The 13,096-nt window shown below is 68.1% G+C and carries 10 protein-coding genes and 1 pseudogene; 6 read left to right on the forward strand and 5 right to left on the reverse strand.

Annotation, left to right across the window (positions count from 1 at the left end):
• The first annotated feature begins 57 nt into the window (after window positions 1-57).
• Entirely contained in the window at window positions 58-1,233 is a 1,176-nt protein-coding gene (locus tag ACV7GQ_RS08140; protein ID WP_470313012.1) for a Cdc6/Cdc18 family protein, read from the forward strand.
• Between the two features lie 155 nt (window positions 1,234-1,388).
• Here the strand turns inward: ACV7GQ_RS08140 and ACV7GQ_RS08145 are convergent, their stop codons facing one another.
• The 3 genes from ACV7GQ_RS08145 to kdgK1 all read right to left on the reverse strand — a co-directional run bounded on the left by ACV7GQ_RS08145 (window position 1,389) and on the right by kdgK1 (window position 5,260).
• Entirely contained in the window at window positions 1,389-2,360 is a 972-nt protein-coding gene (locus ACV7GQ_RS08145; RefSeq protein WP_470313013.1) for an ROK family protein, read from the reverse strand.
• A gap of 57 nt (window positions 2,361-2,417) precedes the next feature.
• On the reverse strand, window positions 2,418-4,181 hold the full coding sequence (pyk, locus tag ACV7GQ_RS08150; protein ID WP_470313014.1) for a pyruvate kinase: 1,764 nt from the start codon (window positions 4,179-4,181) through the stop codon (window positions 2,418-2,420).
• Between the two features lie 119 nt (window positions 4,182-4,300).
• Entirely contained in the window at window positions 4,301-5,260 is a 960-nt protein-coding gene (gene kdgK1, locus ACV7GQ_RS08155) for a bifunctional 2-dehydro-3-deoxygluconokinase/2-dehydro-3-deoxygalactonokinase (protein WP_470313015.1), read from the reverse strand.
• A 163-nt stretch (window positions 5,261-5,423) separates the two neighbouring features.
• Between kdgK1 and ACV7GQ_RS08160 the strand changes: the two genes are divergently transcribed.
• Window positions 5,424-6,779: an ABC transporter substrate-binding protein gene (locus ACV7GQ_RS08160; RefSeq protein WP_470313016.1), complete on the forward strand. Its 1,356-nt coding sequence runs from the start codon at window positions 5,424-5,426 to the stop codon at window positions 6,777-6,779.
• A gap of 2 nt (window positions 6,780-6,781) precedes the next feature.
• Window positions 6,782-8,685 (forward strand): annotated as a pseudogene (locus ACV7GQ_RS08165) (PDC sensor domain-containing protein).
• 68 nt (window positions 8,686-8,753) lie between these two features.
• Here ACV7GQ_RS08165 and ACV7GQ_RS08170 read toward each other — a convergent pair.
• Window positions 8,754-9,488, reverse strand: coding sequence for a DUF7260 family protein (locus ACV7GQ_RS08170; protein WP_470313017.1), 735 nt, complete (start codon window positions 9,486-9,488; stop codon window positions 8,754-8,756).
• Window positions 9,489-9,683: 195 nt separating this feature from the next.
• On the opposite strand from ACV7GQ_RS08170, the gene ACV7GQ_RS08175 reads away from it, so the two are divergent.
• The 3 genes from ACV7GQ_RS08175 to ACV7GQ_RS08185 all read left to right on the forward strand — a co-directional run bounded on the left by ACV7GQ_RS08175 (window position 9,684) and on the right by ACV7GQ_RS08185 (window position 12,362).
• On the forward strand, window positions 9,684-10,364 hold the full coding sequence (locus ACV7GQ_RS08175; RefSeq protein ID WP_470313018.1) for a DUF4864 domain-containing protein: 681 nt from the start codon (window positions 9,684-9,686) through the stop codon (window positions 10,362-10,364).
• Window positions 10,365-10,510: 146 nt separating this feature from the next.
• Window positions 10,511-11,299, forward strand: coding sequence for an SDR family NAD(P)-dependent oxidoreductase (locus tag ACV7GQ_RS08180; protein WP_470313019.1), 789 nt, complete (start codon window positions 10,511-10,513; stop codon window positions 11,297-11,299).
• 61 nt (window positions 11,300-11,360) lie between these two features.
• Window positions 11,361-12,362 (forward strand): LLM class flavin-dependent oxidoreductase, encoded by a 1,002-nt coding sequence (locus tag ACV7GQ_RS08185; RefSeq protein ID WP_470313020.1) that lies wholly within the window; start codon window positions 11,361-11,363, stop codon window positions 12,360-12,362.
• A 257-nt stretch (window positions 12,363-12,619) separates the two neighbouring features.
• On the opposite strand, the gene ACV7GQ_RS08190 is transcribed toward ACV7GQ_RS08185, so the two are convergent.
• On the reverse strand, window positions 12,620-13,081 hold the full coding sequence (locus ACV7GQ_RS08190; RefSeq protein WP_470313021.1) for a universal stress protein: 462 nt from the start codon (window positions 13,079-13,081) through the stop codon (window positions 12,620-12,622).
• Window positions 13,082-13,096 lie beyond the last annotated feature (15 nt).

Below are 13,096 nucleotides of genomic sequence, written 5' to 3' on the forward strand. Positions count from 1 at the left end.
CACACGCCTTTTTGTTTATCAGAACGAGCGGTACATACCGAACATCCGAATCTAAGCATGGACATCGAAGCGCGAATCAAACGTCGGCAGCGCCGTGACGGCGAGCCGCGGCTGATTCAGGATTACGAATCGCTCTCGCCGGTGACGCACATCGAGGAACCGGCAGACCGGGGGCCAGTCCTCGAGCGACTGCTCGACCACCTCGACCCCGTTTTCGACGGGAAGCTGCCGCCGAACGCGTACGTCTACGGACCGAAAGGGGCCGGGAAGTCCGCGGTCGTGACCGCGCTCTTCACGCATCTCGAACAGCTCCCGACCGAGAACCGGGCGGTCATCCACACCAGTACGCGTGCACAGTCGCCGACCTCGCCGGCGTTCGTCTACGTCGACGCGCGCCAGACGACGAGCGAGTTCGCGTTCTACCACGCGGTGCTCGACGCGCTCGTCGAGGAGTCGGTGCCAGAACACGGCATCGGGACGGACACGCTCCGCTCGCGTCTCCACGAGGTGCTCGGCGGGACGCGCACCGGCGTCGTGGTCACCGTCGACCACGTCGGCGAGCCGCGAAGCACCAGCGAGAGCGACCTCGTGGACCTCTTCGCCGGCCTGCCGAGCAACGTCAGCTGGCTGGCCATCGGTCGGCTGAACCCGACGGAGACGGTCCTCACGGAGTACACCGCCGAGTCCATCCACGTCGACCACTACCAGCGGCAGATGCTGGTCGACGTCCTGATGACCCGGGCGTCGGTCGGCCTCGCTCAGCAGGCGCTGGACCACGGCCTCGCCCGCGACATCGCCGAGTGGGCCGACGGCGACTCCCACGACGCGCTCGCGGCGCTGTTCATCGCGACCGACCGGGCGAGCGCGGCCGGACGGGCCCAGTTGACGCCGGCCGATATCGAGGCGGCGTTCGAGGAGATGCCCGACCCCTGCGTCTCGCTGGGGGTCGTCCTCTCCCTGCCACCGAACCGGCAGGCGGTCCTCCGGGAACTGGTCGACCTCGGCCCGAAAGAGCGGTCCTCGGTCACGGCGACGACGGAGGCCATCAGCGGGTCGGCCGACGTCGACCTCTCGGCGGGGACGGTCAAGCGGTTCCTCTACGAGATGGCCGAGGCCGGCGTCGTCGAACGCGTCCAGTCCGAGGCACAGAGCGGGCAGGGACGGCCGCCCAGCAGGGTCGACCCGCGGTTCCCCCCGACGGTGTTCCGTCGGCTCTACGACCTGCGACAGTAGCGGGGCCCGCGACCACTGGGACGGCCCTCGGCGCGGGGCGGTGTGCGATGCGGTCCGCACCCGTCGAGACCCGTTCCAGTTCCCTTTTCACCATCCACGCGACCGTCGAGCGGTGCCGTCGCTCGCCGCCACAGAAGACGGAGAAGTAACGCCTCTCAGACCCCTCTGGCCGGGTCGCCGGTCCCCTCGGTCAGCGCCGAGGCGAGGGCGCCGCGGACGACCACGTCGTCCCCGAGCGTCGTCAACTGGATGTCGGGGATGTTCGACATGACCATCTGGTCCAGCCGGTCCCGGATGGGGTCGAGAATCTGTTCGGGGTTGTTGATGGCCACCGCCCCGCCGACGTAGATGACCAGCGGCGCGTACGAGTGGACGATGTTGGCGACGCCGATGGCGTTCCAGTGGCATATCTGGTCCAGCACGTGCGAGGCGAAGTCGTCCTCGCCGGCGTACTCGAAGACGTCCGCGGCGTCGAACCCCTCGGTCTCGATGGGGAGGGCCGTCTCGACGGGGTCCTCCCGGTGGAGTTGGGTGGCGTACCGCGGGATGTTCTCGCCGGAGCAGTACGCCTCCCAGTGGCCGTCGTGGCCACAGCCACACGTCATGAACCCGTGGGGGTCGATGGTCAGGTGGCCGACCTCGCCGGCGTTGCCGTCCCAGCCACTGAGGATGTTCCCGTCGACGGCGACGCCCGCACCGATGCCGGAGGAGATAGTCAGGTACACCATGTCGTCGGGGTTCCGGTCGGAGTTGTAGCGCTCCCCGATGACGCCGGCGTTGGCGTCGTTGTGGAGGTACACCTGCGAGGTGCCGAGCAGGTTCTCGACGGGACCGGTCAGCGGGATGCGGTCGATGGTGTCCGGGAGGTTCGCGGGGTTCTCGACGACGCCTTCGGCGAGGTCGAGCGGCCCGAACGAGCCGATACCGGCCGCCGTCACGTCCGTCGGTTCCACGTCGGCGGCGGCACACGCCTCGCGGAGTGCGTCCAGCACCGCTTCGGTGACCGCGATGCCGTTCGGCCCGCGCGGCGTCTCGCGCTTGAACGACGCTATCGGCGTTCCAGAGGCGTCACCGAGGACCGCACGGATGTGTGTCGCGCCGAGGTCGACCCCTGCGTATACGGCCATGTTGGTGGGTAGGTCGCCCTTCCGCTACTTAATAACACAGATTCGAGTACGCCCGTGTTACCGTGCGTCGTCGTCCAGTCGCTCGCGGCCGACGGCCTCCTCGTAGACGACGCCGCGTTCGGCGTCGAGCGTCACCACAGTCCCGTTCTCCACGTGCGCCGGGAGCTCGGCGTCCGAGACCATCGGGATGGAGAGTTCGCGGGCCACGATGGCGGCGTAGCTCGTGATGCCCTCGTGGGCATCCACGATGCCACCGAGACGGGTCGTGTCGCCGACGAACTCCCCGTCGAAGTCCTCCGAGACGGCGACGATGGCCCCGTCGGGAACGTCGGCGATGTCGCCGTCGTCGACGTGGTACACCTGTCCGGTGACCAGCCCGTCGACGACCGACCGGCCGCTCGCGACCGTCTCGGCGGCGACGTGGACCTTCAGCATGTTGGCCGTGTTCATCCCTTCGAGCTCCGTCATCATCCCGGAGAGGACGACGACGGTGTCGCCGCCGTCGGCCGCCTCGGTGTCGAGGGCCGACTGGACCGCGTTCTGGATGATGGCGTCGGCCCCGTCGGTGGTGTACTGGGTCGTGACGGGCGTGATGCCCCACGAGAGGGCCAGCCGCCGCCGGACGTCCTCGCTGGGCGTCGAGGCCACGATGGGAATCGACGGCCGGTACTTGGCGGCCTTCAGCGCGGTGTACCCGGACTCTGAAGCCGCGACGACGGCCGACGCCCCGATGTCACGGGCGAGGAAGCGGGCCGACCGGGCCAGCGCGTCCGTCCGCGTGTTGCCGGCCGTCGGGACACGCTGTTCGCGGGACTCGGCGTACTCCTCGCTGGACTCGACGTCCCGGACGATGCGGTCCATCGTCTCCACGACGCGAGTCGGGTGGTCGCCGATGGCCGTCTCGCCCGACAGCATCACCGCGTCGGTGCCGTCGAGGACGGCGTTGGCCACGTCCGAGGCCTCGGCGCGGGTCGGACGGCGGGAGTGGACCATCGAGTCGAGCATCTCGGTCGCCGTGATGACCGGGACCCCCGCCTGGTGGCACTTCCGGATGATGCGCTTCTGGATGATGGGGACGTCTTCGAGCGGGCACTCGACGCCGAGGTCACCGCGAGCCACCATGATGCCGTAGGCGGCGTCGATGATGGAGTCGAGGTTCTCGACGGCCCCCGCGCGCTCTATCTTCGCGATGATGGGGATGTCGACGCCGCGGTCCTCGAGCGCCTGATTTATCTCGTAGATCGCCTCGCCGTCGCGGACGAAGGAGGCGGCCACGAAGTCGGGTTCCATCTCCGCGGCGACGTCGAGCTCCTGCTCGTCGTTCTCGGTGATGGTCGGCAGGCCCAGTTCGACGCCGGGGACGTTGACCCCCTTGCGGGCGCCGAGTTCGCCGCCGTTCTCGACGTCGGCGTACACCACGTCGCCCTCGACGCGGTCGACCGTGGTCTCGATGCGACCGTCGTCCAGGAGGACGCGGTCACCCGGTTCGACGCCGGTGATGGACTGGGAGAGCCCGACCTCTTCGGGTGTCGCCTCGTCGCCCACCACGAAACGGATGCTCGACCCCTCGAAGAGGTCGATCGGCTCGCGGACGGGCGCTGTCCGGACCTCCGGGCCCGGCATGTCGAGCATCGATGCGACCGGGGAGTCGACGATGTCGTCGACCTCTCGGATGCGCTCTATCATCGTGCGCCGGTGCTCCGGCGACCCGTGGCTGGCGTTGAGCCGGGCGACGGACATACCCGCCTCCGCCAGCGACGCTATCTGGTCGACAGACTCGCTCGCCGGGCCGAGCGTACAGACGATTTTCGCGCTACGCATCGGTCGATACTCCCGACAACTGTCGTGAACGCACCGTTCGATGAATCATACTCGACCGTACCGAGCCAGGGGATAAGAAGCTTACCTGACGCCGCCAGTATCGCCGCCGTCACGCGACTTCAGCGCGAGATGGCTTCGGTGTCGCCGGCGATGACTTCGCGGACCTCGTCCGGGGAGACGACGGCGATGTCGCCGGGGACGGACCGCTTGAGCGCCGCCGTCGCCGCCCCCCAGGCGAGCCCGTCCGAAACGGGCGCGCCGGCGAGGTACTGCGAGAGGAACCCGCCCACGAAGGAATCGCCGGTCCCAACCGGGTGCGCGCTGGGGGCGTCGTAGGTCGGTTGTTCGTATACCTCGCCGTCTGCGAGCGCGAGCGCACCGTCGGCCCCCCGCGTCACGATCGTCACGTCGAACCCGTAGTCGTCGGCCAGACCACGGGCCACCGACTCGGCGTCGCCGCTCCGGCCGAGCACCGTCTCGGCGTCCCGTCGAGCGGCGACGAGGACGTCCACGTCGGGGAACAGGTCCGTCAGCACCGCCTTCGCCTCGGCCGGATCCCAGAGCTTCGACCGGTAATTGAGGTCGAAGCTCGTCACGGTGTCGGCGTCCTGTGCCCGGCCGAGCAGGTCCGCCGTCGTCGCCTCAAGCGTCTCGGAGAGGGCCGGCGTGATACCCGTGGTGTGGAACCCGGTCGCGTTCTCGACGGTCTCGGTGGGCAGTTCGGTTGTCGTCGCCGTCGTCACGCTCGCCCCCGCCCGGTCGTAGATGACCTCGTTGCCGCGGGGTGGCTGGCCCTGCTCGAGGTAGTAGGTGCCCTGTCTGGCCGCCTCGCTGTCGTCCCACACGACGTCGACGGTGACACCGTGGTTCCGGAGCTCACCGACGACGCGCCGACCGACGGAGGAATCGGGGAGCTTCGATGTCCAGACGGTGTCGAGGCCGAGGCGCTGTGCGGCGACGGCGACGTTGGACTCGGCACCGGCCGCCCGGACCCTGTACTGGTCCGCTGTCTCGAGGCGTTCCTCGTCCGGGGGCGACAACCGGAGCATGGTTTCTCCGAACGTGATCAGGTCGGTCATATGGCCCCCTCGTCGCCCGTTCGGTATAAATCCCTGAGAGTCGTCGCCGGTCGGGACGGCGGCGGCCGTTGACGTATCGTTTTCCGCCCATTTGTTGGCAGAATTGTACGTTTACGTTGATAATCTCCAAAGGCTTTTGTGCCCATCTTTTACACATCATGCCATGAATCGCAGGCAAGTGAGAAACAGGTCGCCGGTTTCTCGGCGTTCCTTCCTCGGGGCCGTAGGGGCGTCGGGACTCGCCGGACTCGCCGGCTGTGGTGGGAGCGGCGGGGGCGGCACACCCACCGGCGAACGTGCCGGGAACTTTCCCGTTACGGGGGAGACTGTCACGTTCGGGTTCGACGTCGCCCGCTCCGGCCCGTTCTCCACGATAGGCGAGGAGGAGCTTCGCGGCCACCGGCTCGCCGTCAAGCACATCAACGAGGGCGGCGGGTGGGTCTCGAACGAGTACTTCCGCCGCCTCTCCGGGGACGGCCTGCTCGACAAGACGGTCGAGGCGGTCGTGGGCGACACCGAGAGCGACCCGGAGGTGGCCCGCAGTTCGGCCGAGCGGATGATAGAGAGCGACGGCGCCATCATGCTCTCCGGCGGGTCGACGAGCGACACCGGACTCGCCCACCAGCGGGTGGCGGCCGAGAAGGAGACGGTCTACATGTCGACGATGGCCCACCTCGACACGCTGACCGGCGCGGACTGCAACCGCTGGACGTTCCGGGAGATGTTCAACTCCTACATGACCGCGAAGGCGCTCACGCCGGTCCTCGTCGAGGAGTACGGCGAGGACGTCAACTTCTTCCAGATGTACTCGCAGGACGACTGGGGGAACGGCCAGCGGGCGCTGATGGAGGAGTTCCTCACCGACGCCGGGTGGCAACCCGTCGGCAGCCTGAGCGCCCAGCTCGGAACGCACAACTTCGAACAGTACATGTCCGACATCGAGAGCGCCGACGAGGACGTGCTGGTGCTGAACCTCCGCGGCCTTGACGCGGCCAACGCCGTGCGTGCGGTTCGGGAGGCCTTCCCGGAGGAGAACGTGGTCATCCCGCTGTACACCCGTGCCGTCGCACAGACGGCGGGAGGTGCCATCGAGGACGTCATCGGGACCATCGCGTGGGACCCGTCCATCGAGACGCCGCTCTCCGAGCAGTTCCAGACGGCGTTCAGCAGGGAGTACGAGGGCGGGACCGGGTCGGCGTCGTCGTCGATACCCTCGGGCCCGGCCCACGTCGCGTACACCCAGACGCTCCAGTACGCACACGCCGTGGCCCGGGCGGGCACCTTCGACCCGGACGCGGTCATCTCGGCCCTCGAGGACTGGGAGTACGGGGCCGGCATCGGCGCACAGACCATGCGGGCGTGTGACCACCAGTCGATGCGTCCGGTCCCCATCGTCAGGGGGCGGCCCGGAGACCAGCAGGACTTCGGCCGGTACTACGACCTCATCGACACGACGCGGGAGGCGACCTACGAGTGTGCTGACGGACCAGCGGCAGCGTGTTCGCTGGGCGGAAACTAACAATGAGTGGACAGGATTCACCTTCGGCAGGGGCATCGGGCAGAGACGACGCGAGCGGGGGACTCCTCGCGACCATCGTTCCGGACGCGATCCGGCGCAACTTCGCGCTGAAGTTCGGTATCGTGCTCGTGGTGATGGCGCTGTCTGTCGGTGCCGTGGGTCTACTGGCGACCGACCAGGTCCGGACCTACACCGAGAACCAGGTGACCGACGAGTACCGCGGCATCGCCGCCCAGGAGGGGGACATCATCGAGCAGTGGTTCGAGCGGAACCGCCTCTCGGTGCAGTTCGTCTCGTCGAGCGACGTCTGGACCTCCGACGACGCCGAGGACCTCCGGGCCGAGCTCCGGAACCGGGAGGCCGGCCTCTCCGCGGACGTCGCCAGCGTCCACCTCGTCGAGCGGGAGATAACCGGGACCAGCATCGTCGCGAGCACGTCCCTCTCCGCGGGGACCAACGTCTCGACGGTCGACCGTGGCTGGACCACGGAGACGCAGTTCGACCGCGCCGGGGAGGTGGTCCACTCCGACGTCTACCAGACACAGACCGGTCCGGTCATCGGGTTCATGAGCCCGGTCGACGCGAGCCAGAACCGCTACATCGTCATCGAGTACGCCGCCGGGGAATCACCGAGTCGCTGCAGGGCTCCGAACGCTCCACGGGCGGGTTCACACAGGTCGTCAACGGCTCCAACGTCGTCATGCTCGACGAGGGACCGGACGGCGGCGTCGGTGACGCCCTCCTCCAGCCGTACGCGTCCGGTGACGAGGCGACGGCACCCATCAGCGCTGCCAACGACCTCCGCGGCCGGGACCGGGAGGCGGGCGTCGTCGCGACCATGCCCGCGAGCAGTGTCCTCGACGAGAAGTACACCGTCGGCTACTCCCCGATAGCGGGGACCGACTGGGTCGTGCTGGTCCACGCCCCCTACTCGGCCGTGTTCGGGTTCGTCGAGGACGTCCAGCTCTACGGCCTCGTCGGGACGGCACTGATGGTCCTGCTCATCGGGGGCGTCGGAGCGGCGCTGGGGTACAACACGGCGACGGCCATCGACCGCCTCACCCGCAAGACCGACCAGATGCGGCAGGGGAACCTCGACGTCGACATCTCGACGGCCCGCATCGACAACATCGGTCGCCTCTACGACGGGTTCGGCGACATGCGGAACGCGCTCAAACAGCAGATAGACGAGGCCGAGCGCGCCCGCAAGGAGGCGGAGGTGTCTCGCGCCGAGGCGATGGAGGTCAACAACTACCTGCAGGAGAAGGCCGAGGAGTTCTCCGACGTGATGGAGGCGGCCGCCGGCGGGAACCTGACCGAGCGCATGGAGACGGACGGCGAGAACGAGTCGATGGACCGCATCGCCGGCGAGTTCAACGGCATGATAAACGAACTCGAGAAGACCGTCGGCCAGCTGAAGAGCTTCGCCGACGACGTGGCCGACTCCGGGGACGTCGTGCTCACGAGCGCCGAGTCGGTCCGTGACGCCTCAGAGCAGGTCGCCGAGTCCGTCCAGAAGATATCCGACGACGCCTACGACCAGAAGGAGCGCCTCCAGACGCTCTCGGAAGACCTCGACCACCTCGTCGAGACGCTCGAACGACTCGAAGCCGAGAACCCCGAGGTCGACATGGGCGACTCGCTCGCCGAGTTCCGGACCACGGCGACGACGCTGCAGGAGGCCGCCGATACGAGCGAGGCCATGATGGCGGAGTCCGAGACGGTCGCCGGCGCCGCGGAGGAACAGGCCGCGGAACTCAACGAGGTCTCCACCCGCGCCGAACGGCTCAAGCGGTACGCCCAGCCGCTTGGTGACATCCTGAACCGCTTCGAGACGGAGGCCGAACACGAGTTCGTCTTCTCGGGCGGCCCGTCGCAGGGGCTGGCCGAGAACGACGACGAGTAGACGCCGCCGGCCGACGGCTCTCGGCACGCCTTCGTTCCGAACCAGTGGCCGGAATCCGGTGTCGGTGCTCAGGAGTCGGAGGTGCTGATGATGTCGCGGACCCGCGTCGCGGCGGTCAACACCGGGAACGTCCACGGTTCGTCGTCGTAGAGCAGCGAACAGAGGCTGGTCCGGTTCTCGCCGGGGAGAGACACCTGTCTGTCGAGGTGTTCCTGTCTGGTCGTGACGACGCCGTCCAGCGTCTCGGTGAACGTCGGCTCGTACCACTGCGGGACCGTCATCCCGTCGAGCTCCACGACGAGGTCGGACAGCGACTGCTTGGCTTCCGAGAGCGAGTCGGCCTCGTCGGCCAGCGTGTCGAGGAATCGCCGGCGCTCCGCGGCGGCGTCGCGAGCGGTCCTGACGAGCGCCTGTTTGTACGGCTCCGTGAACGCGCCCTGTTTGGTCCGGAGGCCCTCGGCCATCTCCTCGCCGAGTTCCAGCATCACGTTCTCGACGAGCGACTCCCCGTACACCTCGTCGTAGTGGGGCACGCTCACCACCGTCTCCCGGTACGCGTCACAGACGCGTTCGAGCTGCTTGCACTCCTGGCGGGACGAGTGGAACGCCACGGGTTGCCACGCCTGCGGGCCCGCGGTCGGGACGTCCTCGACGGCGTCGGCGAAGGCGTCGAAGGCCTCGGCCTCCGCCTCCACCTCGGTCGTCTCGCGTTCGACCACCTCCACGGCCGTCGTCACGGGAGACAGGACGTGCTGCCGGAAGGACTGGAGGTAGTGGGTCGCAGGGACGTTTGTGTCAATCATTACCACGGCTTCGCGTCCCGATAACTAAAATGTTTGTTTCACATACAAGGATTGCACCGTGTCGGAGTCGGTCGTATCGTCCGAAAATTACGGGAGACAATTATCGAGCCACTATGAATCACTATTTTTTATGTTTTCTTGTGTATCACAACGTTAAACACATATATTGGCGGTACTCAGAACTGCACAGTGCTGATGGCAAGACCGAAGACGCTGGCATCCGTGTCGACGGCCATGGCCCGTGCCGACTCCCCCCTCGTGCTCGTCGCCTGTGTGGCGCTCGTGGCGCTCGCCGGGTGCGGCACGTTCTTCGGGTCCGGTGGCGGTCAAAGCGGGAGCGACGGAACCCTGACACCGGCCCCTCGGCCCGAGGTGTCCACGGCGTCGCCGACCCCGGAACCGAACGGGCGGTCGCTGGCCGGTGACACCGAGCGGCGCGAGTACTGGGGTGGCATCACCGCCACGGCCAACCGAAGCGGCGTGGAACAACCTCGGTACCTCTCGCTGCGGCCGACCTGTCGGCGCCCGCCGGCGCTCGTCGTCCACATCCAGGTCAACGCCCTCCGCAACAACGACCCGGCGACAGACGAGGGCATCAACACGACGTGGCAGTTCGCCGCCCCGTCGAACCGGCGAGCGGTGGGGTCCTACGAGACGTTCGTCGAGGTCATCACGACGCAGTTCCGCCCCCTGTTGAATGCTTCCACGGTGACGTACGGACCGCTCGAACGCGACGGCAATCGGGCCCACCAGCGAGTGACGGTGTCCACCGGTGGAACGTCGACGACGTACCGGTGGCACCTCGCGCTCCAGGCGCCGCGGACCACGGACGAGTACGTCGGGTGCTGGATGACCACCGGCGTCACCATCGAGTGAGCCCGCGAGCGTCGACGAGCGAGCGAGGGGCAGACAGTACCGCCGGGCTCTGCCCCATACGACGGCGATGAGACGGGGGCACGACGGCTGAGACGGAAACGTCCAGCGGGACCCACTGTTAAGTCCGTCCCCGGTGAGTGACACACATGGCGGCTGCCAGACACGCCGACCGAACCGTGATAGTGACGGGTGCGGCCAGCGGCATCGGCCGCGGCATCGCGAGACGATTCGGTGAGGAGGGGGCGAACGTCGTCGTCGCGGACGTGCGCCGCGACCCGAAACAGGGCGAGAAGTACGACACCGACGTGACCACACCGACGGACGAACTCGTCCGGGAGGAGACGGCCGGCGACGCGACGTACGTCGAGACGGACGTCGGCGACCCGGAGAGCGTGGAAGCGATGGTCGAACGGGCCGTCGATACCTACGGCGGCGTCGACGTGCTCGTGAACAACGCGGGCATCCAGATCGTCGGCGACTCCCAGACGACCAGCGTCGAGGAGTGGCAGCGGTCCATCGACGTCGACCTGAGCGGCGCGTTCTACTGCGCGAAGTTCGCGATACCGCACATCGTCGAGCGCGAGGGCCAGATAATCAACGTCGGGTCAGTCCGCGGGTTCGAGGGCGGTGGCGGCCCGCCGTACGCCGCCGCGAAGGGCGGCGTCGTCAACATGACGCGCGACCTGGCGATGGAACTGGGCGAGGAGAACGTGCGCGTCAACTGCATCAACCCGGGGTACGTCGAGACGCCGCTACAGGACATCCTCACCGAGGAGGACATGGCCAAATCCCGCGAGCAGACCCTGCTCCCCCGCTTCGGTACGCCGGAGGACGTCGGCGACGCGGCCGTCTTCCTCGCGAGCGACGAGGCGGGGTTCGTCACCGGCGCGAACCTCCCGGTCGACGGCGGCTGGCTGGCCCACAGCGGCCTCTGAGTGGGGTCGACGCCGACCGCCGCGCCCAAACAATTATTCGAATCGCCCCCGCAGTCAGCCCATGCAGTTCGACTGGATGGTACAGTGTTACGCGGGCGCCGGCGTCCACCGGGACACGCCGATGCTCGACACTGTCGACCGCGAGACGGTACTGCAGGGCGTGGACGCCGCAGTGGACGTGGGGCTGGAGGGGCTCTGGGCACCGGACCACTTCATGCTGGGTCCGAAGGCCGAGGAGTACGAGGTGTGGACGCTCCTCTCCGCGCTGGCCGAGCGGACCGACGACGTCGACCTGGGCCCGCTCGTGGGCGCCATCACGTACCGGAACCCGGCCCTGCTGGCGAAGATGGCGACGACGGTGGACGTCCTCTCGGAGGGCCGCCTGCGTCTGGGACTCGGTGCCGGCTGGCACGAGGCGGAACACCGTGCCTACGGGTACGACTTCCCCGACGTCGGGACCCGCATCGAGATGCTGGAGGAGGGGATACAGGTCGTGAAGGCGATGTTCACCGAGGAGGTCCCGACCTTCCAGGGCGAGCACTTCACCATCGACGAGGCGCTGAACAACCCCAAACCCGTCAGCGACCCCCACCCGCCAATCGTCGTCGGCGGCGCCGGCCCGAAGATGCTCAGACTCATCGCCCGCCACGCCGACGAGTGGAACGTCGAGATAAGCGCCCGCGCCCGGGGGAAGCCTATCGACTTCAAAGTCCGGAAGTTCGAGGAGTACCTCGAAAACGAGGGCCGAGACCCCGACGATGTCGACCGGTCGTGGCTCGCACACGTCCTCGTGCGAGAGGACGAAGCAGCCGTCGAGGCGGCCGTCGACGACATCTTCCCGCTCCCGTGGGGCGAGGAGTCCGACATGGACGAGACGCTGGACGACGCCGAGGACGCCCGCCAGAAGGGGAGCATGCTCATCGGCACGCCCTCGCAGGTGGCGAGCCAGATAGCGGACATCCGGGACCTCGGTTTCGAGAAACTCCAGCTGATGTTCCTCGACTTCCCCGACACGTGGGGGATGGAACTGTTCGGCGACGAGGTGGCGCCGGCCTTCCAGTGACCGGCATCCCGATGCGGCTCCGGGGCTCGTGTACCGGAGCGCCGAACCTGCGCCACGGCCTGTTCCGTCGATGACGAGTACCGCCGCCGCGGCCTCGCCGAAGCCGTCGAGAACGGACGGCCCACGGGCTCGGTCCGGGCGAGACGCAGGCGTCCACGGTTCGCTTACGGACGCACGAGGCCGAGTGACGACGGCCCGATTCGGGTCTCGAACGGGGCGCGAGCGGCGCTATCGCGCGGTCCCACCCGCCCAGACCGTCACTCGGACTGCGGTCGGACGTAGGTCACCGGGCACGGTGCGTTGATGAGGACGCTCTGGGCGTTGCTGCCGAAGACGGCCTTGCCGACCGGCGACCGTGCGCCACCCGAGATGACGACGCGGTCGGCGTCCGTCTTCTCGGCGGTCGCCACGATGCCCTCGCTGACGTTCCCGACGACGCCGTCGACGTCGTAGTCGACGCCGTGCTCCTCGAAGCGGTCGCCGAGGTACTGGACCGACTGGTGGCGTTCGAGGACGACGTCGACGTCCTCGGCCGTCGCGCTCGGGTAGTCGAGCTCCGCGGCCACCTCGTCGAACGCCTCCCTGGTGAACACGTGCGTGAGGACGACCGTCGCACCGGTCGGCTTCGCGACCTGCATCGAGACGCGTGCGAGCTGGTCGAGTCGGTCGTCGTCCTCCGGGCCGATAGCGAGTACGATGGTGTCGAACGAGAGGTCCATCGCCGTCCCCTTCGA

The sequence above is a fragment of the Haloarcula sp. MBLA0163 genome (assembly GCF_055632435.1).

Coding starts and splice junctions, on each gene's coding strand:
- ACV7GQ_RS08140 (WP_470313012.1), top strand. CDS start 58: ATGGACATCGAAGCGCGAATCAAACGTCGGCAGCGCCGTGACGGCGAG.
- ACV7GQ_RS08145 (WP_470313013.1), bottom strand. CDS start 2,360: ATGGCCGTATACGCAGGGGTCGACCTCGGCGCGACACACATCCGTGCG.
- pyk (WP_470313014.1), bottom strand. CDS start 4,181: ATGCGTAGCGCGAAAATCGTCTGTACGCTCGGCCCGGCGAGCGAGTCT.
- kdgK1 (WP_470313015.1), bottom strand. CDS start 5,260: ATGACCGACCTGATCACGTTCGGAGAAACCATGCTCCGGTTGTCGCCC.
- ACV7GQ_RS08160 (WP_470313016.1), top strand. CDS start 5,424: ATGAATCGCAGGCAAGTGAGAAACAGGTCGCCGGTTTCTCGGCGTTCC.
- ACV7GQ_RS08170 (WP_470313017.1), bottom strand. CDS start 9,488: ATGATTGACACAAACGTCCCTGCGACCCACTACCTCCAGTCCTTCCGG.
- ACV7GQ_RS08175 (WP_470313018.1), top strand. CDS start 9,684: ATGGCAAGACCGAAGACGCTGGCATCCGTGTCGACGGCCATGGCCCGT.
- ACV7GQ_RS08180 (WP_470313019.1), top strand. CDS start 10,511: ATGGCGGCTGCCAGACACGCCGACCGAACCGTGATAGTGACGGGTGCG.
- ACV7GQ_RS08185 (WP_470313020.1), top strand. CDS start 11,361: ATGCAGTTCGACTGGATGGTACAGTGTTACGCGGGCGCCGGCGTCCAC.
- ACV7GQ_RS08190 (WP_470313021.1), bottom strand. CDS start 13,081: ATGGACCTCTCGTTCGACACCATCGTACTCGCTATCGGCCCGGAGGAC.